Origin of the sequence: Devosia sp. SD17-2, from assembly GCF_029201565.1 — a bacterium.
GTDB lineage: Bacteria > Pseudomonadota > Alphaproteobacteria > Rhizobiales > Devosiaceae > Devosia.
Genome location: NZ_CP104002.1, coordinates 2,504,963 through 2,528,626, shown reverse-complemented (window position 1 = coordinate 2,528,626; position 23,664 = coordinate 2,504,963). Strand labels below are relative to the sequence as shown.

Below are 23,664 nucleotides of genomic sequence, written 5' to 3'. Positions count from 1 at the left end.
CACAAAAGTTTGGCTGCGAAGCTGCTTCGAGATGCGGCCGGTTTCTTCAGTACTATTGGCAGCCAGAATGCCGACCTGAAGCAGCAGATGGACGAGAATTCGCGGGTCTTCGAGCGGATGGCGGTGCTAGTCGAACGCGATCCAATGGAGGTTCTGCAGACGGTGCGAACCAGTGAGCTGGCGGCGAAGCTGCTCCGCGACGCGGCAACCTTCTTTTCCGCCATCGGCGAGCAGAACCCGCCGTTGAAGATCCAGATGGAGGAGAACGGCATCATCTTCAGGCAGGTGGCTGACCTCGTTCTGCACGATCCGCTGGGCATGATCACCGACGGCAGCGACACGGCATCGCTGCGCGACCCGCTGGCCTTCCTGGAGCGCTCGGACGCTTACCGGGCCGATGGCACGGGCCCGCAGTTCGGACTGTCCTATCCCTCAGCCGGCCAGCCTCGGCCGCTTCGCGTTCTGAGCGACTCCGAAACCGACCGCAGGTTGGCCGGGAGCGTCAACGACCGCGACGACGGCATCTGCCGATATTGCGGTTTCCGCTGCGAGCTCTACCAAGCGGCGGTCGGACCGGCGGGGGCCGTGACGGCGTCACAGTTCTTCACGACCTGCGGATTTTGCGCCAACGTCATCAACCTCGACCGGGTCAGCCCCGCAGGTGCCGGCTGGTTGGTCTGGCTGCCCGAACTCAGCCAGGTCGACCTGAACACCTGGATGCGCGTGATTTTTGTGTGCCGCATCAGTCAGGGCCGTGCAGCCGACCAGGCCAACGCCGCACTGGCCGCATTCACCGACCGACGGCGGGCGGCGATCGAGGAGGTCGGAACCGACGATGCAGGTCAGTTCGAGCAGTGGCTGGCGGGCCGTGCCTCGCCCGAAGAATACCGCGCTGCGTTAAACGGCGCACACGGGTTGCGCCTGCTGGCCTCCGGTCGTCAGATCGTTCGCGATGGCGAGCTGCAGTTCAACCGCTTCCCCCAGATTCTCGCCTACTGGCGATCCAAAGATGGGCCGTTCGGCTCGCTGTTGGCGTCCCATATGGACCTGTCGTCCCTTGTCGCCATCGCCGATGCAGTCCGCAGTGCCGACGGGCCGGTGGTCGCAGCGCCCTAGTCGCGATGGCCGATGATGCGCTCCAGCACGGCGCGGTCCTCGGCGGTAAGCCGGTTGGTCTGCAGCAGGCGGCGGAAGCGGTCCGAAGCGATTTCGTGGACCGCTTTTCCGCTGCCCGGATCGACGGCGCGCACGCTCGCACCAGCCTCGAGCAGCAGCTCCGCCACTTTGAAGCCGCTGCCCTGCAGCGCAAGGACAAGCGGCGTGGGTGAATTTGGCGCTGCCATGTCGGCGCCGAACCGCAGCCTTAGCAGCAGCTCCGCCATCTCGGGGAGCCCCGCCTCCGCCGCCACCTGTAGGACGTTGCGCGGCGGATCCGCGGCCGGAGCGGTGGGGTCTACGCTCAGCGGCCACAGACGTTCGACCAGCTCCATCAGGCCCCGTTCCACGGCGAGGTGCAAGGCCGACCAGCCTCCCGGCAAGTGCGCGCCGGGGTTCGCGCCCTTGTCGAGCAGGGCGTCGGCGGTGCCCGCCTGGCCGGCCGCAATCGCCGACAGCAATGGCGTCTGCCCGTACAGGTTGACCGCTTCTACCTCGGCCCCCCTCGCCAGGAGCCTGGCGAGCTTCGTCAGCCGCCCAGCCTCGGCGGCGACGTGCAGCGGGGTTCTGCCAGAACTGTCGACGTCGGCGGTCGACAGTCCGGCTGCCATCAGGGCGTTGAGTTCGGCGGCTCCGGTGCTGGTATCTTCGCTAGCGGCGAGCAGGTGCAGCGCGTTGCGCCCATCCGGCAGTAGCGCGTCGACGCTGGCGCGGTGTGCGAGCAGGGCGAGGAGAATCGCGCCGCTGGCGGCGAGGATCGGCGGCGTTCCCTTCGACGGCAGGTCCGGATCGGCGCCTGCGGACAGCAGCTTTTCGACGATCTCGAGCTCGCCGGCCCGTACTCCCGCGCCCAGCGGCGTTTCGAGCGTCGTATCGGCGACATCGAGGCCGACACCACGGCCGATAAGCGCGTCCATAGAGGCGGTAAGTCCCGCTTCGGCGACGTCCACGACGAGGGCCCGCCCATTCCGGTCGGGGAGGTCGATGCTCGGGCAGGCGATCAGCGCCGCAAGCGTCGCATCGCGCTCCTCGGCCAGGTCGAACGCCGTCCACACCCAGCTTTCGTCGGGCCGGCGCGGCACGGGCGGCACCCGATCGCTGCCGAGGAGAAAGCGGATGATGTCCGGCTTCTTCTGCCTGACCGCCTGCTCGAGCAGAGCAGTGGCGCTATCGGCGCCCATCTTCGGCGAGTTGAGCAGCACCTCGACCGCCGCCGTGTTACCTGAGGCCACCGCGAGCGCCGCGGCGCTTTGGCCTCGCACATCCACCTCTTTCGGCAGGACCCCGTCGGCATCGAGCAGGAAGGCCAGCGTGTCGGCTGCGCCGGCAGCAGCGGCGCCGAGGTAGGTGCTGCGCCCCGAGCCGTTGGGCGCGCCCATCGACACGCCGAACTCGACCAGCGCCCCGAGCACGGCACGCTGGTTCCAGTGCGAGGCGATCTGAGCCGGGGCCCAACCGTAGACTTGCGGCCGAACCGGGTCGGCGCCGCACTCGAGAAGCAGTTCGACCGCCTCGCGCCCCGTGTTAGTCTGGCCGGCGACGAGAAGCGGCGTCCAGCCATCCGCATCGGGGCCGTCGACCGGATAACCCTCCGCGATCAGCCGGGCCACGAGGGCTGCATTGCCGCTCCTTGCCGCCGAGTGCAGCAGCGTCCATTGCCCGCTGGAGGGGACAGGGACCCGGGCTCCCGCTGCGATCAGGCGGTCGAACAGCGCGAGACTGCCCAGCTCGACCGCGGCCTGCAGAGCCGACATGCCTCGGTCGTTCGTCGCATCGATCGCCGCGAGATTTGGCCCCATGGCGGCGAGCAGCAGTTCGACCATTTCGCGGTGGCCGTGATAGGACGCGGTCATCAACGGAGTCGACTTGTCGGCGGTTGGCGCCGACGGATCGGCGCCGGCATCGAGCAGCAGCTTCGCGATGGCGGTCGCGCCCCATTCGGCGGCGCAATAGAGCGGTGTGTGGAGCAGGGCGGCCGGACGATCTACCGTGGCGCCTCGTTCAAGCAGCAGCCTGCTGATGGCGGTCGAGCGAGAGCGGGTGGAGCGGTGGAGCGCGGCCCAGCCACGGCTGTCGAGCGTGTCGATCAGCTCCAAGCGGGCGTCGAGAACCTTAGCAACCGCCGCTTCGTCGTCGGTGCCGACCGCCGCATGAAGCTCGTTGTCCGCCAGCATGAGCTTGCTGGCATCGATCTGCAGCGCGACGTCGAGGCCGTGCGCGACCTTGCCAGGCCCGTCGGCGCCCTGATCCGCGGGCTGCGAGGAGACGACCGTGTTCTCGCGGCGCTGACGGAATTGCCGGATGTCGTCGACGAGACGCTGCGGCGCGGCGAGCGTGCGGTTCCCGAACTGCAGCGCGCTGCCATCGATGCCGCCCAGCACGGTCAGCGCCATGTCGCTGTAGCCGTCTGCGATCAGGTCCTGCGCCGCGAGATAGGCCATCTCGTCGCGCAGCGTGGCGAGTACCGGGCCCGCTACGGCGACGATGCCGCCGCCGCGCGGCGCCCGGCCGAGCTGTTGCCAGGTCACGGCATTGCGCGCCTCGGCGTGGTCGAAGATATGCCGCTGCGCCAGTTCCGGATCATCGAGCGCCAGCGCCCGCCACATGTTCTCGTGCATGTAGCGCCGGTAGCGCGGCTGCGTGTAGCGCGGATCGGCCTCGCGCACGTGGGCAAAGTAGTGGCGCAGGAAGTGCGCGACCCGTCGCGACGGGAAGTCGGTGTTTCCAGGCCGCAGTTGCTCGGCGTCGAGCAACCGCAGCAGGTGGTGGCGAACGTCCGGGGGCATCTCGAAGAAGCCGCCGCCCTGGTCGCGGCACAGCGGTCCGAATAGAAGGTCGGCATCGTGCAAAGGGTCGAGCCGCGCCGGGCCGCGCAGGAAGTTGGTCCGGATCAGTGCCACCAGCTCGGGGCGCAGCCGATGCGCCGCGGCCGCGTGGCAGGCGAGCGCCAGCGACTGTCCGCCATAGCGCCGCTCGAACAGCGCGACGATGGCAACCGGGTCGCTGTCGTCGCTCATTGCTGGCCACGCAGGATGTCGACGGCCTGCAGCAGGTTGCTGTCGCTAAGGGCCAGCGCATGGCCGTGGCCGCTCTCGGCGATGGCGCGGCGGAAGCCCGATTGCCAGCGCGCCTCGGGCATCGGGTTGACCCAGACCAGCGGGCGGACGCCGCGCGCCAGCGTCGCAGCGATGAACTGCTCGAGCCGCCCGAGCAGGTCGTGCCGTGGCGGCCGGGCCGCACCCGCTTCGCCGAAGACGAGCACCGGCATTCCCTCAGCTTCGCGCAGCAGCTCGGCCGTCGGGCGCGGCCGCGCCAGGTCCGGCGTGCTCTCAAGGTGTCGGCCCGGGGCGCCCGAGAAGTACCCGACGATGACCTTGTCCAGCCGGCTCGTCTCTGGAGCGAGCGTCGCGACGATTTCGTCGCACAATGCCCGCCAGGGCGCCATCGCGACGCCTGCATCGATCAGCACCAGCAGCTGCGCGGCATTCTGGCGCCGCCGTGCGTGGACGATGACCGGAACGCCGCCGGCTCGCACCGTGCTGGCGACGCTACGCTCGACATCGATGCGCGAGCGGTCCTCGACATAGCGTGGCTCCTGGAACCGCCGCCACAATGCCGCGAGCCATAGTGGCGATACCATCTGCGATTGCGTCAGCGTATACGGGTTGCTGCGCGGCAGCTCGCTGTCAGTGATCGGTGGCAGCGGCAGCAGATTGTCGCGATAGCGCGACGGGGCATCCGCTGGCTCGTCGGAGACCGAGTCGTCGAGCACTGCCAGCGCTTCCTCGTCTGCCGCGGCCTTCGCCTGCTGGGCCTCATTGGCGACGTCCTCCGGAAGGCGTGCCGGCGGCTCGGGCACGCTGCCGCTACCGCCGAACGAGCGGCCTGCGATGGCCTCGGTGAGCATCAGCGCGTAGCTCGGCGAGGCCAGCGGCAGTTCAGATTCGATGACTCGGCGGACGATCTGCCGCTCCTCGTCCGAGCGCGCCCAGATAGTCTGCGCAAACCACACCAGCCGATCGCGCAGCGCCACGCGATGCCGGTCGATGTCGGTCGCCGCCTCGATGGTTCGCCGCCCCACCGGTGCGAGGTAGGTGAACGGCGCCTCGACCAGTTCCAGTGCCCGCAGCCCTTCCAGATATTGCCCCACCGAGATGGGCAGTCCTGCCCGGCGCAGCAGCGCTACGAGGTGCAGCAGCGGCGGCCGGGCCTCGGGCTCGCTCATGCCGGGTTGGCCTTCCGGCCGGCATGGCGGGCGTGGCGGCTGATATCCTCCGCCGAGCGGAACAGCAGCCGCCAGAACGGCGGCGTCAGGGTATCTAGTCCGTCGGTGCTGTCCGGGTAAAAGTGGAGCGCGTGGATCCAGTCGAGCAGTTCCGCTGTAGCGGGCTTCTTGGTGGCGCTATCGATCTCGGCCGTCTTGCGGATGGCGAGGAAGGACTGCACGGCCCGGATCACCAGCTGGTTGTTCAACTCGCCAAGCGTTTCAGCTCCTGGTTCCCCGGTCTCCCGGCGCCGGCGCAGGTTGGCGGTGACGATCTCGACCAGCTCGTTCGGGTCGGCCGGAAATTTGAGTTCGAGATAGATGCATCGCCGCAGGAAGGGCTTAGGCAGCTGCTTCTCGCGGTTGGAGGTGAACATCACGATCGGACGCGTCCCGCCCGGCCACGACATCACAGGCGAAAGGTCCCTCTCCGTCTTGGCCAAAGCCGCCTCCTCGGCGGGGATTTCGTCAATGACGAATTGGAAGCGCTCCAGCGCGAACAGCAGGTCGTTTTGGAAATCCATGTCGGCCTTGTCGACTTCGTCGATTAGCACGACCCTCGGCTCGCCCGAGACGATCGCCCGGCCAACCGGTTCGAGCGTGACATAGTTGTGCACATGCGATGCCCGATCCCTGAGCATCGCGATGTTGCTGTCCTGCAGCCGGCGCAGAGCGTCGAAGCGATAGAACAGGTCGTTCGCGCGGGTCGAACTGCGCACCGGCACGATGATAGGCGCGTTCTTGAGCCCAAGTTCGCGCGACACCGCGTCGGCGAGCCTGGTTTTGCCGCAACCGGCCTCGCCTTCGATCAGGAGCGGCCGGCCAAGCCGGATGGCGAGGTCCACCGTCAACGCGTCGTCGCGCGAGATTACATAGTCGCGGGGCCGGCCGTCCTGTGGCATGCCGGTAAAGGATGAATAGGGCTGCGTCATGCCGGTTGCTGTCCGCGCTGAAGGGCTGGTTGGGATTGGTCCGGTGCCGATCGGATCTCGAAATCCTGCTCGGTCATCACGATCGGCTTGCCAGGCTCGGCCGGCTCCGTCGAAGTCCGGCACAGCGCCGCAAGCGATGGCCGCATCGAGGTGTCGTCGGCGAGCACCAGTAGCAGGCTGCCTTGCGGGCGATCCGATCGCTGCCCGTGCCGTTGCCGCATGGCCGCTTCGATCGGTTGCCACACCTCGCGGAGGAAAGAGTTGGCGTTGAGGCACTCGAGCCCTAGCATCAGCACCATGCGCGCCGCCTCGTCTTCCATGATATGGTCGGCGATCAGCTCGGGCAGCGGCGCGTCGCTGCGCATGTCGACCCGCAACGTATCGGCGAGGATCGCCATTGCCTCAGCGTTGCGACCTGACCGCGAGCTATCGAAGCGCTCGGCCGCGAGGTCGATCACCTGATCGGCGTCCTCGACGCTCCATGGATTGGCCTGTGCCAGCGCCTTGGCCACGCCCGCCGGGTGGACGCGGCCAAGGCGCGGCACCAGTAGGCAGGTCGCCGCCGCACTGCTCGTCGACGCAATCCGCCGCAATAGCGCCTCGGGAGTGGCAGGCAGTCTCGGTGCGACAGGGGGGCGCTGGTCGATCGCCGCCGTGTCCGACGGGCCGCCGCTACGCAGCCGGGCGACAAAGCTCGCGATCAGCTTGCGGAAGTGCATTTCGCTGCTGAACGTTTCGGTGAGCCGGGACATTAGGTGACGCTGTGCGTGGCCGTCGCCCAGCGGCACCGCCATGAAGGCGGGCAGGTGCCCCTGAACATACTTAATGAACTGCCGCTGCGCCTCGAGGTCGGCTTCCTGTTCCGCTTCCGACATCGTGCGAACCGCCTCCCGGGCCCGGAGAAGCGTTTGGTCGTATGCGTCGGATGGTAACTCCGGGTGCATCAGGAACATCGGCACCTTGCCGCCATGAGATAACCGCCGCGGCAGGCTCGCGAGGAAGCGGTCGAACTCGTAATGCGTCCATGACGGCGCATCCGGCTGGTTGTTGACGCGTGAGCCGTAACGAAGTCCGAACACGCCAAGATAGATATCGGACTGGTCGACATACGATTTAATGAGGTCGAGCGTCAGGCCGCCGATGCGCGCGTACTGCGCCAGGTCCACCGGCAGCAGGTTCTCGAGCCCGACGAGTTCCGCGATCGCCGCCTCGCGCCACTCCTTCATGTCGGCGAATGTGCCGCTGATGAATACATGGGGAGCTAAGGTAGCCATGCCGGGGTCCTAAATTGCTCGAACTATTGTGGTGCGGCGGCAACAACTGTGGATAACAACAGTAATGCCCGCTCGCCTTCGCGCAAGTGTCGACGTGCATCTGTCCCTCCCTTTTCGTGGACAGGACCACCGTATCGCGCACTTTAAGGTCAAGCGAATAGGGCAGCTTGTTCTACATCGCGTCCAGAAGCGGCCAGTCCACTTCCCACCTCAAAATCGCCGAAACAGTGCCGTTCAGTTAGTAAGTTCGCCTCTTCTTCGAACTATGCCGATCTGCACAAGCGAATGAAAATGTACGGGGCTGGAAATAGATGAGGCCGGCTGCTGGAACAGACCGGCCTCGATATATGTGCGACTGACTAGATCGCGGACAGGTTGAATATACTAGTGTTGCATGAACGCTGCAATAGCCCGTCAGCATTCTAGAAAAGTGTTACCTCGCCGGACGTGTCCTGAGGGAGTAACGGGGGTGTCGATATAGATCAGCGCGGACATGTCCAGAATCGACAACTAGCGGCCCTGCGCCATCGACTGGGTGCAGGGGCCATCAATATACCAGTGCCATCACGGCCCGTCCGCAGCATCGCCGTGCGACGGCTTCGGCATAGGGCTGCAATAATGCGACGGCACGTAGCTGGGCCAGCGATGCTCGGGCCTCGGCGCCAACACCTTCAGCAAGGCCGCCGTGCACGCCGCGGCGTCGAGACCAAGGCGATGGACGAGGATCTTGTGAGCGGCGCTCAGAACGGACGTCACAGCGATCAACGGTTGCTCGCCGCGCCGTGTGGCCTCAATGTTGACACCAGAGCTCGCTGCAAAAGCCAATGCCTCGCCGATGGCATTGTGCACCTGGGCCGACGTCGGCACGCCGGCCTCGGCCATGGCGGCTCGCTGGATGCGCTTCCGTTCGCGGTTGGCTTTCCTGATCTCACTAATTGTGCGTGGCATGTTCGGCCTCCGTCGTCGTCATTCTCGCGAATATCCGGGGCCACGTAGTAAGGCACAAGGCGGACGTGTCCACGGACTTTTCCTCGGGTGGGGGCAGGGGTAACGGCAGGAGAGATGGGGCCGGTTCGCTGAAGCGATGAGACGCTCCGCTGCGCGGGAGCACTGCTAGCATAACGCATTCATTGACGACCCCAACGGGCCCTCTTCCCTTCTCCACGCGCAGCGTGGGCGGCCATTATCAACAAGATCATCTTTTTCGTCAGCGAGCGGTCTGCGCCCTTGCGGGGCGCGCTAACATAATGCGCTCGTCGACATAGTGCACCCATGTGCGAAGCAGGGCCCAGCGGGCCCTGCGAGCCTACGCGCGCGCGTTTTGTTATCTAGATTCTTAAGAGTCAATAATAGGTAACCCGGTAAAACTGCAAATCAACCCCGGCCAATGACGCGGACATCAGACAGTGCAGGGACTTGGGGCTTGACATTGTCTCTGCGGTAAACGGCATTGGTTGCATTTTTTACGGATCAAGTCATGACAGTCCGACACGATACAGAAGCCTCATCAGCCCAGCAAATACAGGTCTTTCGCGGACTTTCGAAGGGCCTCCTGCCGACGGGTCTCACGGCCCCCGGCCTGCGTGCCTTCGTCGTTCTATTGGCTCATGCCAAGCCGGATGGGACCGTCGACATGCTCAAGCCGGATCTAGAGCGGCTGGCGAATGTCCGTATCGACCAAGGCGATCGCTTCATGCATCCGCTGCGCGAGAGTTCGATCGACTGCCCCGCCGACCGCAGTCTCATCGAATATCCTTGGTTCGATTCCATTGACTATGAACCAGGTCAGTACCGCCGCACGGCCGGTCGGTTCCTCGGCAGGCTCTCATACGCTGCGCTGGGCCTCATGTCGTTGTCGCGCTGGTCAGGCAGCGTGCCTGTCGATGTCGACGAGTTCAAGCGACTCTCCACCGTTGGCGGCATCATTCTCTATCTGCGCTGTCGTGCCCTATTGGCTGAGCAACCGAAGACGGTCGAGGCCCAGATGCGGCTGCAGATCGAAGACGTGCACGAGATCTTCGGCTTCTATTGTGATGCTGCAATCTCAAGGAAAAAGGTCGACGGCGTGGTGCGCTGGAAGAGCCTGTCGCTGTCGCGCGTGTCGCGGGTGCTGCTCCAGCCCGGCATCGACGACATCAAGCGCAACGCTGACGACCTGCTAATTGACCTGCGGGAGATCAAGGCGCCTGGGTCCGGCAGGGGGAAGCCGTGGAAACGAGTCGACATCGTCTTCGGTCCGCTGCCGAAGCGGACTTCTTTGAGAGATCTCAATATGCGGGGCATCGAGAAGCAGGAGCATGCGGCGCGCCGGTTCACGTCCGTCGACCCAGCAGAATTCCCAAAGAAGCCGGAGAAGGCTGGAGACCAATCGGAGCCCGCCAGCGATAGCTAAAATGCGATCGAAAAAACCCCCGGACACCACGCCACGGATCCGCTACCACCACGGAAATCGAGGAGATGGCACATGCATGTTTCTGATGGCGAACTGGGACTGGCGATGGCTATGGGCAGCCGTCTCCGCGCTGACCAGCGGGCTCATCAGTCCGCTATCGCCCAAAAGGACAGCGACATCGCACTTCTGACAGCCGCGCTCCGTCGTGCTCGGGCAGAGCTCGAAGAAGAACGTGCAAAGCGCCTGCTTGCTGAAACGAAGCTCGAAGACCTGCTGGACACCGTCATCTGATTCAGGGCCACTCCCTAATTGCGCCCATAAAAAAGCCCGGCCATCGAGCCGGGCTTCGTCGTCTCTGGTGGTCCTTATCGTTTATGGATGTATGCCCTTCTCAGCGAGCACTTCGCGCAGCGTCTTGCGGCCTTCAGGCACCGCCGCCTTTCGTTTCGTCGCCTCCATGGCTGTGATGGTTTCCGCCTCGTAGCGGCACACGCCCTTGATTAACGCTATGCTTCGCAGATGCGCCCGCAACTGCTGCTCATCAGCACAAAGAACCCTGCACAGCGCTGGCTTGTCGAGCACGCGCAGCCAACGAAGCATCTGCGGCGTGATGCCCTCCAGATCGTCTGCAGTCAGTCCGTGGCCCTGGACAAGCTTGCCGCCGACACGGCGGATGGCGGCGTGGGTGTTATCAGTTTTTGCTGACAGATCCGCCTTCGCCTCGGCCGCCACGCCAGCGTTAGGCATGACAGGCGTGGCAGGTACGGCGACAAGGCGTGTGATCCAACGGCCAGCAATTTTCACACGCTCCGTCACGAACTTCCGCATCGCAGCCAGCATGCGGCCAATTGCCCCCGTAATCGAGTTGATCGACATAACTCTTCACCTTTTCGTTGAGTGACGCCAATGACGGTGCTGCCAATCCATGCAAGGCACCAGAATAGGGGGTGAAAATCGTAGAATAATCTTGCGCGAAAACAGGATTTTCGGAAACGCCCTAGAAAATCGGGTCGGATAGCGGGTCGTCGATTTACGCTATAGCCAAAAACTTGGCGAAGCCGTTGAGTCGCCTCAGAAATACTTTCCTACTTTTACGATAGCGCGAACGTTTCTGTTCGCCCCCTCTAGAATCCATATGACGCGGGCCCTGTAGCCTCCTAAACAAATCCGACTCGTTCCTGATTACGTTTTGCGACAACCCAAAACGGGCTGAAACGGCCGGATTTCGGCGGTTTCGGGCTTGAGATCGGCGGGTCGATTGCGGATATTCGTTGGGTCAAGAACCGGATTTCAAATGTTCCGAAAACTGCGCAGTTCTCCACAGACTAATAAGGCCGCTGATACAGCGCCTAAGACTGGCACGCGGAAGGAAGCGTGCGGAAGATGACCTACCGCCCTCGCAATTCGTCTAGCAGCTCGCTGAACAAGTCGCTGAAACCTTCGATGACAAACCAAGAACGAAGCCGCGCATTGGCCTGAGGCCGCGCCGCTAGAAAACGCTCACGGGGAGCAATTCACATGACGAAGTCCAAGAATGCGCGTTCCAGCGCCACGGCGAAGCCTTGCCAAAATTTCTCTGCGATCGCTCTGACGCACAAAGGCGAGATAGTGATCACCGGAGATGACAACACCGGCAGTCTAGTCCGCGATGCCGCGACAGCTGTAGAAGCGTTCTTCGAGAACGAGAAGAATGGCACACAGCCTGTCGTAATTCATCCGTCTTGGACCGCGATTCCGCTGACTGATGACGACACCGGACGCACTGAGCTCGTCGTCGCCGGCGAGTGTGTTGGCCGCACTGAACACGCAGCTAGCGTGCTCGCAGCCATGTTTGGCTACCTCTCCGTCGACGATGGAGAAGATGATGAGGACGACTGGCAGGACGCAGAAGGCGACGACGATGGAGACGAAAGCCACGGCGACAAGCTGATCCGCCTCCGCGGCGAGATCGGCGTCGTGCTCGCTCGAGAACGTCTCGTTGCCGAGGATCGCTCGATCAAAGACGTGCGCTACATCGCTGAGCGCGTCCGTGACATAGAGAGCCTGGTACTCGCGCAATTGGCGATCGACTGCGAGCTGATGATCCGCGAGCAGATCAAAGAGGGTCGGCCGCTGACGAAACGCGAGATCTACGATGTCCCCAACGCGATGCTCATCAACCGCACGACCTTCTTCGATGAGCTGATCGAAGCACTGTCGACCTGCGCCGCCGACGACGCCATCGATGCCACAGAGAGGGCGCTCTGGTGCGAGACGATCGAGGGCCCTGAAGCGGCCGACCGTATCCTCGCTGCGCGGCCCGACGACAAAGAAATCAGGGTCATTCATCGTGCTTACGAATCCGGCCTTGAGAGCTGCGACAATGCGGCGATCGCGATGATCGACTGGCTGCGTGAGGGCAAGCGCTACACGAGTGCAGCCGAGGACCGCGCCGCTCGGATCTTCGCTGCAGCGAAGGCAACACGTGGCGCCAGCAGCATCCGCATCGACATCGTGTCTGATGACGATGACTGAGGGCGAACGCATCGTCGCAGATCCGTAGCCGCTTGGAGCCGGTGCTTGACGCTGGTCCCTTGCTACGCCCCGCTGCATAACACCGGCATCACGGGAGGCAATTACATGAGCAGAGTTTTCTTCACCGCCGACACCCATTTCGGCCACGCCGGCATCATCGGCATGTGCCACCGCCCGTTCGGCAACATCGAAGAGCATGACCGCGGCCTCATCGAGAACTGGAACGCGGTCGTGCAGCCCGACGACGTCGTTTGGTTCCTCGGCGACTTCGCCTACCGCACGCGCCCTCAAAACATCCGCCGTATCTTCGACATGCTGCACGGCACCAAGCACCTCGTGATCGGCAACCACGACCATGGAAAGCCGGGAAAGGTTTCGGCCACGCTGCAGCTGCCCTGGGCATCGCAACATGAGCAGATCGAAGTCGCCGCCGAGGACGGCACCACGCTCGTTCTCAACCACTACAGCTTGAGGGTTTGGCGGAACATGAGGCGCGGCGCCGTTCAGCTATACGGCCACTCGCATGGAAGTCTCCCTGGCACCCGCCAATGCATCGACGTCGGCGTGGATAATTTCGGCTACGCGCCCGTATCGTGGCTTCAGATCAAATCACGGTTGGCAATGCTGCCCGCCCTCGATTTCCGACCCGATACGGACGAAGTCGAACAGCTGAAGCGACCCGAGGCTGTGCCGGCCGAAGAGTCCGTGCTGCCGACGCCCTAGGGACAGATTTCATACCATCCCCGCGCCTGTGGACAAAATTCACGGGCAGGGGACGTTTTTCATGACGTAATCTATTTCTCACCGGTGCACGCATTCGTAACGCGAAACCCACCGCGATAATCTATTCGCCACGCTGGCCATGCATGGCGGCGTCGTAAAGCTCGTCCGACCACAGATGGGTCGTCCGCACCCCCACCAGCCGCCTCACGAGAAGGTGCCCGACGTCGTCGTTGGATGGGTACCGCTGCCGGACCCGCCAGAAATCCGACCGGTCGCAGCGTGGGCATCGCCCGCCGAAAAGATCGCTGAGAAATGTTTCGCGATGAAATATCTGCAGAAGATCAGTCGCAAGGTACGCTCTTGTGCGTCTGCAAAGAGTGCACTTCGCTAGCAAAATGAGACCTTTATCGGCGGCGTGGCCGAGGCGCGGGCGATAGAATTCGGAGGACGGAGGGCTGTTCGTCATGTCGCCAAAAATAGAACGAACCGGGAACGAAAATCAACAATGAGATTGAATACGATTTATTTTCATTTACCTCTTTCAATCCCTCGGCGGCGAATATGAATTGTATTCAGAAGCGGCGGAGGTACCATCGTACACGTTAGAGGGACACTAACATGAGCACCGAACTGAGATCGAAGCCGTGGGCCTTGGCCGTTGCGTGATCAGTGAAAAACTGGTCTTTGTAGGTGAGGTGATCGGTGGCGGGACAGGTGGTCCCGGCAAGGTCACACAGTTCGTTGACTTCGACAGAACTGTGCGCATCGACTGGTTCCGCGACGACCGGTCGGGTTCGAAGCGGTCGGGCAGCTGCAGCTGGCAGTTGGAGGCCGACGCGCTCTATCGTATCGACGACGTCGCCATCTCCAGCCGCAACACCAACACCTTTTACGTGTCGACGTTTGGCGGTCAGCCCGAGGTACTGAGCCGCGACGAGTTCGAGGCCGAACGGACGCGACTGTGGCCGCTTGGTGCCCAGCTGGCCGCCGAAGCCGCTGAGAAGCGCCAAGCCGCTGAGGCAGCGCGTATCGAGCGCGACAGGGCTGAAGCCGAGCGTCGCCGCATTGCCGCCGAAGCCCTGAAGGAGCTGAACGCGGAGAAGGCTGCCGAGATCGCCAAGAACGGCCAGCCTGTCGACGAAGGCTTGCCGGAGCTGTGGGGGACGCCGAAGCAGATCGCGTATGCGCTTTCGATCCGTTCAGCGTATGCTGCCCGGCACCCCGGGGACGCCGCGCTGAAGCGGGGAACGACCGCGAAGTACTGGATCGAGAACCACCGCTCGATTCTATTCCGCTAGGAGCGAAGATGGCTATGACCGCCGCCTACATCGAAGAGATCGCCCGCGCAGTCGTGGGCGATCATACAGGCTGGCAGGCCCGGTTCGCCGACACCGCAGGCATTTCGAGAGCCCATCTCAGCAACGTCTTGAAGGGTACCAGGCCCGTGACGGACGACTTCAAGAAACGGGTGCTCGCTGCATGCGTCGAGCAGTCCGGGGAACTGGCTGAACGTGCCGAGCGGCTGGACGGGTATGCCAACGAGATCCGCCTGTCCATGATGTCCACGCCTCCCGCGGGCTATACTAGGGAACAGTACGAGGCTGATGCCGACGAGGCCGAGGCCATGATCGGCGACATGACAAAAACAGAAGAGGGGGGAGCGTAATGCCCCTCTTTTTTTTGCTCATATGGTCCCTGTCGTCGTCCCCCGGTCGGTGTGGCCGGCGATCATTGATTCCACGACGGTCGCCCCAATGTCGCCCCAGCGACCCGTCGCCCCAGTCAGGGGATGGGTTGCAATCAATGACTACAAGGGGTTAACTGGTGGTCCCGGCGGGATTCGAACCCACGACCCCAGGATTAGGAATCCTGTGCTCTATCCTGCTGAGCTACGGAACCAGCCAATTCGGAATTAACAGCAGGATTGGCAAGTTGCAAGGCGTGGCGCGGCAATCCACCAGATGCTAGGGCAAAGCCCATGTCACAATTCCCGACCTTCATCCTTTATCCAGATCCAACACTCCGCGCCGCCGCCGCAATCCGCCCGGTCGATGCGGCGCTGCGAGCCACCGGCTCGGCTCTTCTCTCGGCCGCCGAGAGCCACCGCGTCTATGGTCTGGCCGCCGCCCATATCGGGCAGGTCGAGCCGGTCATCGTCATCAGCGTGGCACCGCCCGAAGCGCGTGACTATCGCGTGCTCTATAATCCACGCATCGTTGAAACCGGCGGCTCGCTGGTCAGCGGCACGGAAGGCTCCGTCTCCCTGCCGGGTATCGAGGTCGAGATCTCGCGCCCCGATCACGCCAGCGTCGCTTATGACGATGCCGACGGCGCACCGCGAACCCTGTCCCTCGAGGGTTTCGCCGCCCGGGTCGCTCTGCACGAAACCGAGCAGGTGAACGGCATTTTCTTCCTCACGCATCTCAGTCGCCTCAAGCGCGACGCCGCGCTGCGCCGCTTCCAGAAGCTCTCCCGAGATCAGAAGTGATTCTGATCTGAACGGCTTACGCAGCCCGCTCCCATTTGACACGAACACTGTGCGCGTCTGGCCGACACGGTTGATCCCGGACCTGTGCTCGTTTAAACGGGGGCCAGCACAAACAAGGAATAGAAATGCGCACGGAAATTGAAAAGGCCGTTGCCGAAATCGAGCAGGTTCTGACCCTGCTGAGGAGGCATCTTTGACTGGGATACAGCTCAACTCCGCCTCGACGCGCTAACCGCGCAAACTGAATCACCCGACTTCTGGAACGATCCGGAAAAGGCCCGCGTCACCATGCGTGAACGCGACGAGCTTGATGTCGCCGTCAAGGCGGTGCACGAGCTCGAAGCCGGCATTCGCGACAACACCGAACTGATCGAGATGGGCGAGGCCGAGGGCGACGCCGATGTCGTCAAGGAAGCCGAGCAGGCGCTGCTCGAACTCAAGCAGTCTGCGCGTCGCCGCCAGATCGAGACCCTGCTGTCCGGCGAAGTCGACGCCAATGACTGCTACGTCGAAATCCACTCCGGCGCCGGTGGCACCGAGAGCCAGGATTGGGCGAACATGCTTTTGCGCATGTACACCCGCTGGGCCGAACGCCGGAAGTTCAAGGTCGAAGTGCTCGAAATGCACGACGGCGAAGAAGCCGGCATCAAGTCTGCGACGATCCAGATCAAGGGCCACAATGCCTATGGCTGGCTCAAGACCGAAAGCGGCGTGCATCGGCTCGTGCGCATCAGCCCGTATGACTCGGCTGCACGGCGTCACACGAGCTTCTCGAGCTGCTGGGTCTATCCGGTGATCGACGACAGCATCGACATTGAGATCCGCGAAGCCGACCTCAAAGTCGACACCTATCGCGCCTCGGGCGCTGGTGGTCAGCACGTGAACACCACGGACTCGGCCATCCGCATCACCCACATCCCGTCCGGAATCATCGTGGCGTGTCAGCAGGAACGCAGCCAGCACAAGAACCGTGCAACGGCCATGGCCATGCTGAAATCCCGTCTCTACGAGATGGAACTGCAAAAGCGCGAAGAAGCGGCGAACGCCCAGGCGGCCAACAAGACCGACATCGGTTGGGGCCACCAGATCCGCTCCTACGTCCTGCAGCCCTACCAGATGGTCAAGGACCTGCGGACCGGCGTCGAAAGCGGCCAGCCTTCCGTGGTGCTCGATGGCGACATCGACGACTTCATGGAAGCAGCACTCGCCCAACGCGTCGGCGCAGCGACGGATGTCGCCGCAGACTGATCGTCCCTGTGATGCAAGCAATCATGGCCGTCTCCTTCGGGAGGCGGCCTCTTTATTTAGCCCAGCAGCGCCTGAACGCGCTTCCCGGCGGCGAGGAATGTGCGCGGGTCGATCGGGGCGTCGCCCTTGCGGATTTCGAAATGCAGATGCGGCCCGGTCGAGCGTCCGGTTGATCCCACCTTGGCGATCGGTGTTCCGGCATTAACGCTCTGCCCCTCGCGCGCCAGATAGCCGCTGAGATGGGCGTAGCGGGTGATATGGCCGGTCGCGTGGGTCACTTCCACCACCTTGCCATAGCCCGATTTGGTCCCCACAAAGCTCACCACACCCTTTGCGGCGCTGAACACCGTGGTCCCGGTCGGAGCCGCAAAGTCGAGCCCGGCGTGAAACGCCCGGCCGCCGGTGAACGGGTCCTTGCGATTGCCGTAACCCGAGCTGTTGCGATAATTGCCGGTCATGGGCATGTGGATCGGCGCCGCCTCGACGCTTTCCCGCGCCGCCTTGTAGCGCAGCAGCGCCGCCATGACCGCATTGGCGTCTTCCACCATGGGCGAGCTTTCCATGCCCTCGGCGGCGGGCAGCAGCGGGCCGCCCATGCCGAGTTCGCCGAGATCGGGCAAGGCCATGGCGATGCCCAGCTGTCGCATTTCGATGACAATGCCGTCGGTCCGCTCCGTCGCGGCTTCGGCTATCCCCGTCATGGCGCGATGCGTCTCGCTCATCATCTGCTCGAGGCTCTCGGCGGTCGCCACGATGTCGGGATTGCCGGACGCATTCGTGCTGGCCAGCTGTTCGGTCGCGGGCGCATCGGAAATCGAAACGGCAGCGATGCCCAGCTGGTCAGCCTTGTCGACGAGTGCGCGCACCAGCTGATGCTGCTCCAGCAGCACATCCTGCTGGGCTGAAAGCTCCTGCAGCTGCAAATTGATATCGCCCGCCTGGGCATAATTGCGCGAGTGCAGCCGGTCGATCTCGACGCGCATCTGGGCTATGCGATCCTCATAGGCGCCGATCACCTGCTCGGACTGCGCGTTGAGCAGCCGTGCAATATCCGGCGCCATAAGTAGGCCCGTCGCAGTCAGCCCGTTGGCGCCCAGCAGCAGCGTGAACATGCCGTAGAACAGGGCAGGGTGGATCCCCTTGCGCACTGGTCGTGCCGACTTGTCTTTCTCGCCGAAGCTCGCAGATTGGCGCATTCTGGCCCTCACGCATGACCTGGAACATGGTGAGCGAAGTATGACCGGGCATAGTTAAGAAAGGCGAAAAGCCCGCGGAGCCTCAGCCCTTTGCGCGAAAACTATCCAGCGCTTCGAGCATTTTGGCCGCATGCCCCTTGATCCGGGTGGCCCTGATCACCTTGGCGATCCGCCCCTCGGCGTCGATGATGAAACTGGTCCGAACCAGCCCCATGAACTCCCGCCCATAGAGCTTCTTCAACTGCCACACGCCGAACGCCTCGATCGCCTTGCGCTCCGGGTCGGCGATGAGCGGCACTGCCAGCCCATACTTCCGGCGAAATGCCTGGTGGCTGTCGAGATCGTCAGGCGAGATGCCAATCAGAACCGCGCCGCGGTCCCCAAATTCGGCGGCCAGGGCGGAAAACTCCCGGTTTTCGTCAACGCAGCCGCCGGAATCGTCCTGGGGATAAAAGAACAGCACCACCGGGCGCCCCAGCTGTTGGGAAAGCGTGAAATTGGTGCCATCATCCAGCGGAAGTGTGAAATCGGGAGCGATGTCCCCAGGCTGCAAATGTGTCATTGTCTGGCTCCGCGGCTACGCGGCCTCAATAGTGGGTGTCAGCGCCACAATCCAGCCGGTATCATTGTCCAAATGACCGCTTTCAGGCGGATGATTCTGTGAGGAGCCGGCAGATAACTACCCATCCTCGATCTGGGCGCCAGTGAGCGAGTGACAATCCCCGCCGAGCCGACCGCAGTCGTAGAAGCGCCGCCGACCCGCAGGAGAATGCCTCGCGGGGCGAAGCTTGCTGCCTGGATTGTCGGTGTGCCGCTGGCGCTCCTCACAGTGCTCTATCTGATCCTTCTCGTTACCCCGATCCGCCTGCCGTTCGCCGGCGATACCGTGCGCGGCCTCGTCCAGTCGGCGCTGCCACCAGGCGCAGAGATCGAACTGGGCGACATGGCGCTGGCGCTCGAGCAGGGTGTCTGGCCCGTCATCCAGTTTTCACCCGTCACCTACAAGGACAGCGTGTCGGGCGCCCGCGTCGCCATGGAGGCGCTGGAAGTCGGTTTCTCGCCGCTGCTCATGCTGGTGGGCAAGCCGGGAGCGACGGTCACCATTGTGGCCCCGCATATCCAGCTCGTGCAGGACCTCTATGGCCCGCGCCTCACCACATTCGAGATGGAAGAGGATCCCGAGGGCGGCCCGCCAACCCTCAAGGTGCTCGAGGGCGAACAGGCCTTTCCGCCCGTGGGCATCGCCCATGAAGGCGTCGTCGTCGGCAGCGAGAAGGCGCCGCTCCGCTCTGACAATGACTGGCTCGTCTATAATCTCGAATCGGCCGAAGTCTCGATCAACGACCTCGTCGAGCAGATCCGACAGGGCCGCTTTTCCAAGCTGACGATCCGCGACGGCACGGTCGACATGTCCGACTCCGTCTATCAGCTCTTCCGCCGCATCGAGGATGTATCCCTCACTGTGGGCACCGGCACGTCGGAGCAGGAGATCCTCGGATCCTTCTCCGCCAATATCGGCAATCGCCAGGTCACTGGAACTTTCGAACGCGTCCTCGCAGATGACGGCACCTCGCGCCTCAAGGCCGATGTCATCAATCTCGATTTTGCCGCGCTCCTGCCGTTCATCGATGATGCCTCGGCCATGGCCGCCATGCGGGGGGCGGGTGCGCTCTCCATCGATGTCGGTTTTGACCCGGCAGGCGGCACCCTGATGGAAGGGATTTTCCGCATCGATCTCACCGGTGTCGACCTGCGCATCGGCAAGGACTATTTCCCGGTCGCCAGTTCCATCATGGAGATCACCTGGAACCCGTCCGCCGGCCAGTTTGTGCTGGCGGATTCGGCAATCCAGATCGGTCAGAGCAATGCTCGCGTTGCTGGCACATTTGCTATGGGGCTCGACCCCGATTACGGCCCGACGATCGGCATTTCCCTTCAGGCGCGCGACGTCTCGATCCATCCCAATGATCTGGAAGCGCCGACCGCGCCCTTCACCACCATGGAATTTTCCGGCTGGTCTGCGCCGCTCTATGGCGCAATGGGCATCGATCGTTTCGTGGCCCGGCGCGACGACACCGTCGTCGAAACCATCGGCCGCATCGACATGCTGCGCGACGGCATGGGCCTCGAAATGACCGTGGCCGGCAAGGCCGTTACCGCCGATGACCTCAAGCGCCTCTGGCCCTACATCATGGGCGGCGAGAGCCGTGATTGGTTCGTCGCCAATGTCCCCGAAGGCCGGGTGGTCGAGGCCCGCCTCGAGTTCAATTATCCTGTCGGCACGCTTACGCTCGATGGTGAGGATGCGCCCACGCCCGAGGGCGCGATGAGCATCGACATGCTGGGCGAGGGCGTGAAGATCCGCGCCGTCGATACCATGCCGCCCATCGCCATCGATGGCCTCACCCGCCTCCAGATCAAGGACAGCAACGTCACCATCTCCGCCTCCGGCGGCGAGGTGCCGACGCGGGCAGGGCCCATCCGCATCGCCAATCCGGCCCTCGTCATGGACAATTCGGTCCCGGACGAGAGCATCATGGAAATCTCGGGCAGTCTCAAATCCTCCATCGCCTCGCTGGTCGCCCTTGCCGAGGATCAGGCACCGGACGTCATGGCCGGCACGGAATTCCCCCTGACCATCTCCGCACTCACCGGCGACGTCGATCTTGGCCTCGTAGCCACCATCGGTCTGCCGGACGAAGAGTCTGGGAGAGAGATGGATGTCGACTACGTCGTCACCGGAACCCTCGCCGATTTCGCCAGCAGCGAGCCGATCCAGGATCGCCGCATTGGCGATGGCCAACTCAGCTTCTCCGCGACCCAGGACAATTACGTTGTCGGTGGCACCGCCAATATCGACGGCATGGTGGCCGATATCTCGGTTGCCGGTACGCCCGAAACCGCGCCAAATCTCAAGATCTCCTCTTCCGTGGCGGTAAGCGACCTCAAGGCCATGGGCTTTGATGCCTCGCCCTTCCTCACCGGCCGCGTGAAGTTCAGCGCCGAGCCCCAGGCTGACGGTGCCCTCAAGATGGTCGTCGACCTGGCAGACGCCGGCCTCACCATCAAGGATATCGGCATCACCAAGGCCGCCGGCACGCCCGGCACGTTGACCGCAACCGTCCGGCCCGACGGCGAGACCACTCATCTCGAAGAGATCGATCTTGGCTTCGGCACCGTGCGTCTCAAGGGCGGCATTGAGTTCCACGCCACCAAGGGCCTTGTGGCGGCCAGCTTCGACACGTTCGCCCTCAGCCAGGGGGACAGTGCCCAGGTGGCGGTTTCGCCTATGGACGGCGGCTATGCGGTCCGCATCCGTGGCAAACAGCTCGACCTCAAACCCGTGGTCCAGCAGTTCTTTGATCTCAACCAGGGCAGTGGCGGCGTCCAGACCACCCAGATCAACCAGACCCTGGCGCTCGACGTCCGGCTCGACCGCGCCGTCGGCTACTATGCCACGACAGCGTTCAACGTGAACGTCGACCTGCTGCTGCGCGGCAGCGACATGCGGCGGGCAACCGTCTCCACCCAGTTCGGCGAGGGCAATGCCCTCTCGATCACCACCAATCCAGCTCCGCGCGGCCGTTCCCTCAGCGTCGCCTTCAACGACGCCGGCACCATCCTGCGCTTCCTCGGCATCTATTCCCAATTGGCCGGGGGTAGCGGCAGTCTCGTCCTCACCACCGATCGCGACGCCGACGCCGAGGCCGGCCGTCTCCTGCTGCGAAATTTCGCTATCGTCGATGAGGCCAATGTCGCCCAGATCCTCGGCAATCACTCCGATTCCCGCGCCGCCATTGCCGCCCGCAACCGTCTTGATTTCGACGCAGCCCAGGTCGATTTCGTCCGCCGCAAGGATCGCGTCGAGGTCACCAATGGCATGTTGACCGGCGACACGGTCGGCGGCACGGCGCGCGGCTTCATCTACACCGACCGCCGGCAGTATGATCTCAACGGCACCTATGTGCCGCTGTTCGGGCTCAACAACGCCTTCCAGAAAATCCCGCTGCTCGGCCCGCTCCTCGGCGGCCGTGACGGCGAGGGCCTTGTCGGCGTCACCTTCGCCATCCGTGGCCCGCTGGACAATCCGCAGTTCGCCATCAATCCGCTGTCGATCCTGCTGCCAGGCGCCTTCCGCGAGCTCTTCGAGTTTCGCGCCCGCGAACTTCCTCCGGCCGAATAAAAAAAGGCGCCACAATCACTTGGGCGCCTTTTCAGATTCAAAATGTGAGAGCTCTTACACCGGTTTGATCAGCGCGTGACGCTTCTTGCCGACCGAGAGCTTGATCACGCCTTCGTCGAGCAGGGCGTTGTCGCCGATCACCAGCTTCTCATCATCGATGCTGGCGTCGTTGACCTTCACCGCACCCGAAGAGACATGCCGGCGGGCTTCGCCGTTGGAGGTCGCGAGACCAGCCTTCACCAGTGCACTGAGAATGCCGATGCCGGAGCTCAGCTCGGCATGTGTCACCTCTGCCGTCGGCAGCGACAGATCGAGCTTGCCGGTCTCGAAGGTGGCGCGAGCCGTTTCGGCGGCTTCATCGGCCGCAGCCTGGCCGCGCAGCATGGCGGTGACTTCGGTCGCGAGGCGTTTCTTGGCTTCGTTGATATCGCCGGCCACGATGCGTGCGATCTCGTCGAGCGGCAGCGTCGTGTAGAGCTTGAGGAAGCGCTCCACGTCGGCGTCCTCGGTATTGCGCCAGTACTGCCAGAAATCATAGGCCGACAGCATGTCCGGGTTGAGCCAGATGGCGCCGTTCATCGACTTGCCCATCTTCTGGCCCGACGCGGTCGTCAACAGCGGCGAGGTCAGCGCATAAAGCTGCGGCGTGCCCATGCGGTGCCCGAGGTCGATACCATTGATGATATTGCCCCACTGGTCCGAACCGCCCATCTGCAGGCGCACATTGTAGCGCTGGTTGAGCTCCACGAAGTCGTAGGCCTGCAGGATCATGTAGTTGAATTCGAGGAAGCTGAGCGACTGCTCGCGATCGAGCCGCTGCTTGACCGAGTCAAAGCTCAGCATGCGGTTGACCGAAAAGTGCTGGCCAACGTCACGCAGGAATTCGAGGTAGTTGAGCGGCAGCAGCCACTCGGCATTGTTCACCATCAGCGACTTCTCGCCGGCGAAATCGAGATAGCTCGAGAACACCTGCTTGATACCGTTGATGTTGGACTGGATCATGTCCGTGCCCATCAGCTTGCGCGCCTCGTCCTTGAAGGACGGATCGCCCACCATGCCGGTGCCGCCGCCCATCAGGGCCACGGCGCGATGGCCGGTCTTCTCCAGCCAGTGCAGCATCATGATCTGGATCAGGCTCCCCACATGCAGGGACGACGCCGTCGGATCAAAGCCGATATAGGCGGTCACCTGTTCGGTGGCGAAGAGATTGTCGAGCCCATCAGGGTCGGACATCTGGTGGATAAAGCCGCGCTCATCAAGGGTGCGCAGGAAATCGGATTTGAACTTGCTCATTT

Annotated in this window: 19 protein-coding genes and 1 tRNA gene; 10 read left to right on the top strand and 10 right to left on the bottom strand. The window is 63.4% G+C overall.

Annotated features, from left to right (window positions below; translation table 11 throughout):
* Positions 1-9 precede the first annotated feature (9 nt).
* Complete coding sequence (locus NYQ88_RS12360) at positions 10-1,116, top strand: hypothetical protein (protein ID WP_275651436.1); 1,107 nt, start codon at positions 10-12, stop codon at positions 1,114-1,116.
* Here the strand turns inward: NYQ88_RS12360 and NYQ88_RS12355 are convergent.
* The 5 genes from NYQ88_RS12355 to NYQ88_RS12335 all read right to left on the bottom strand — a co-directional run bounded on the left by NYQ88_RS12355 (position 1,113) and on the right by NYQ88_RS12335 (position 8,573).
* Complete coding sequence (locus NYQ88_RS12355) at positions 1,113-4,172, bottom strand: ankyrin repeat domain-containing protein (RefSeq protein WP_275651435.1); 3,060 nt, start codon at positions 4,170-4,172, stop codon at positions 1,113-1,115. The two genes, NYQ88_RS12360 and NYQ88_RS12355, sit on opposite strands and share 4 nt — an antisense overlap.
* A complete protein-coding gene (locus NYQ88_RS12350) occupies positions 4,169-5,380 on the bottom strand; it encodes a hypothetical protein (RefSeq protein ID WP_275651434.1) in 1,212 nt (403 codons plus the stop codon). The genes NYQ88_RS12355 and NYQ88_RS12350 overlap by 4 nt, the downstream gene beginning before the upstream one ends.
* Positions 5,377-6,351, bottom strand: a complete 975-nt coding sequence (locus NYQ88_RS12345) for a MoxR family ATPase (protein WP_275651433.1) — start codon at positions 6,349-6,351, stop codon at positions 5,377-5,379. The genes NYQ88_RS12350 and NYQ88_RS12345 overlap by 4 nt, the downstream gene beginning before the upstream one ends.
* Positions 6,348-7,625, bottom strand: coding sequence for a DUF4062 domain-containing protein (locus tag NYQ88_RS12340; RefSeq protein WP_275651432.1), 1,278 nt, complete (start codon positions 7,623-7,625; stop codon positions 6,348-6,350). Before NYQ88_RS12340 ends, NYQ88_RS12345 begins: the two co-directional genes overlap by 4 nt.
* Positions 7,626-8,189: 564 nt before the next feature.
* Positions 8,190-8,573: a hypothetical protein gene (locus NYQ88_RS12335; protein ID WP_275651431.1), complete on the bottom strand. Its 384-nt coding sequence runs from the start codon at positions 8,571-8,573 to the stop codon at positions 8,190-8,192.
* Positions 8,574-9,102: 529 nt separating this feature from the next.
* Here NYQ88_RS12335 and NYQ88_RS12330 point away from each other — a divergent pair.
* Positions 9,103-10,017 (top strand): hypothetical protein, encoded by a 915-nt coding sequence (locus NYQ88_RS12330; protein WP_275651430.1) that lies wholly within the window; start codon positions 9,103-9,105, stop codon positions 10,015-10,017.
* A 72-nt stretch (positions 10,018-10,089) separates the two neighbouring features.
* On the top strand, positions 10,090-10,308 hold the full coding sequence (locus tag NYQ88_RS12325) for a hypothetical protein (protein WP_275651429.1): 219 nt from the start codon (positions 10,090-10,092) through the stop codon (positions 10,306-10,308).
* 81 nt (positions 10,309-10,389) lie between these two features.
* Here NYQ88_RS12325 and NYQ88_RS12320 read toward each other — a convergent pair whose 3' ends face one another.
* The gene (locus NYQ88_RS12320) at positions 10,390-10,893 is read right to left on the bottom strand and encodes a hypothetical protein (RefSeq protein ID WP_275651428.1); all 504 of its coding nucleotides are present in this window, start codon (positions 10,891-10,893) and stop codon (positions 10,390-10,392) included.
* 642 nt (positions 10,894-11,535) lie between these two features.
* Between NYQ88_RS12320 and NYQ88_RS12315 the strand changes: the two genes are divergently transcribed.
* The 4 genes from NYQ88_RS12315 to NYQ88_RS12300 all read left to right on the top strand — a co-directional run bounded on the left by NYQ88_RS12315 (position 11,536) and on the right by NYQ88_RS12300 (position 14,920).
* On the top strand, positions 11,536-12,531 hold the full coding sequence (locus tag NYQ88_RS12315) for a hypothetical protein (RefSeq protein WP_275651427.1): 996 nt from the start codon (positions 11,536-11,538) through the stop codon (positions 12,529-12,531).
* A gap of 105 nt (positions 12,532-12,636) precedes the next feature.
* The gene (locus tag NYQ88_RS12310) at positions 12,637-13,254 is read left to right on the top strand and encodes a metallophosphoesterase (protein WP_275651426.1); all 618 of its coding nucleotides are present in this window, start codon (positions 12,637-12,639) and stop codon (positions 13,252-13,254) included.
* A 662-nt stretch (positions 13,255-13,916) separates the two neighbouring features.
* Positions 13,917-14,552: a hypothetical protein gene (locus tag NYQ88_RS12305; protein WP_275651425.1), complete on the top strand. Its 636-nt coding sequence runs from the start codon at positions 13,917-13,919 to the stop codon at positions 14,550-14,552.
* 14 nt (positions 14,553-14,566) lie between these two features.
* The gene (locus tag NYQ88_RS12300) at positions 14,567-14,920 is read left to right on the top strand and encodes a hypothetical protein (RefSeq protein ID WP_275651424.1); all 354 of its coding nucleotides are present in this window, start codon (positions 14,567-14,569) and stop codon (positions 14,918-14,920) included.
* Positions 14,921-15,076: 156 nt separating this feature from the next.
* On the opposite strand, the gene NYQ88_RS12295 is transcribed toward NYQ88_RS12300, so the two are convergent.
* Positions 15,077-15,153 (bottom strand) — tRNA-Arg (locus NYQ88_RS12295).
* Between the two features lie 79 nt (positions 15,154-15,232).
* Between NYQ88_RS12295 and NYQ88_RS12290 the strand changes: the two genes are divergently transcribed.
* Positions 15,233-15,742, top strand: a complete 510-nt coding sequence (locus tag NYQ88_RS12290; protein WP_275651423.1) for a peptide deformylase — start codon at positions 15,233-15,235, stop codon at positions 15,740-15,742.
* Positions 15,743-15,867: 125 nt separating this feature from the next.
* Positions 15,868-16,990, top strand: a protein-coding gene (prfB, locus tag NYQ88_RS12285; protein ID WP_275651422.1) for a peptide chain release factor 2 whose coding sequence is annotated in 2 segments (ribosomal slippage) — positions 15,868-15,936 and positions 15,938-16,990 — 1,122 coding nt in all. Because the reading frame shifts where the segments join, the coding sequence is not laid out codon by codon here.
* A gap of 56 nt (positions 16,991-17,046) precedes the next feature.
* On the opposite strand, the gene NYQ88_RS12280 is transcribed toward prfB, so the two are convergent.
* Both NYQ88_RS12280 and NYQ88_RS12275 read right to left on the bottom strand, forming a co-directional pair.
* Complete coding sequence (locus tag NYQ88_RS12280; protein ID WP_275651421.1) at positions 17,047-18,186, bottom strand: peptidoglycan DD-metalloendopeptidase family protein; 1,140 nt, start codon at positions 18,184-18,186, stop codon at positions 17,047-17,049.
* A gap of 82 nt (positions 18,187-18,268) precedes the next feature.
* Positions 18,269-18,748 (bottom strand): peroxiredoxin, encoded by a 480-nt coding sequence (locus NYQ88_RS12275; protein ID WP_275651420.1) that lies wholly within the window; start codon positions 18,746-18,748, stop codon positions 18,269-18,271.
* A 207-nt stretch (positions 18,749-18,955) separates the two neighbouring features.
* Between NYQ88_RS12275 and NYQ88_RS12270 the strand changes: the two genes are divergently transcribed.
* Entirely contained in the window at positions 18,956-22,369 is a 3,414-nt protein-coding gene (locus tag NYQ88_RS12270) for an AsmA-like C-terminal domain-containing protein (protein ID WP_275651419.1), read from the top strand.
* A 54-nt stretch (positions 22,370-22,423) separates the two neighbouring features.
* Here NYQ88_RS12270 and tyrS read toward each other — a convergent pair whose 3' ends face one another.
* The gene (gene tyrS, locus NYQ88_RS12265; RefSeq protein WP_275651418.1) at positions 22,424-23,662 is read right to left on the bottom strand and encodes a tyrosine--tRNA ligase; all 1,239 of its coding nucleotides are present in this window, start codon (positions 23,660-23,662) and stop codon (positions 22,424-22,426) included.
* Positions 23,663-23,664: the final 2 nt, after the last annotated feature.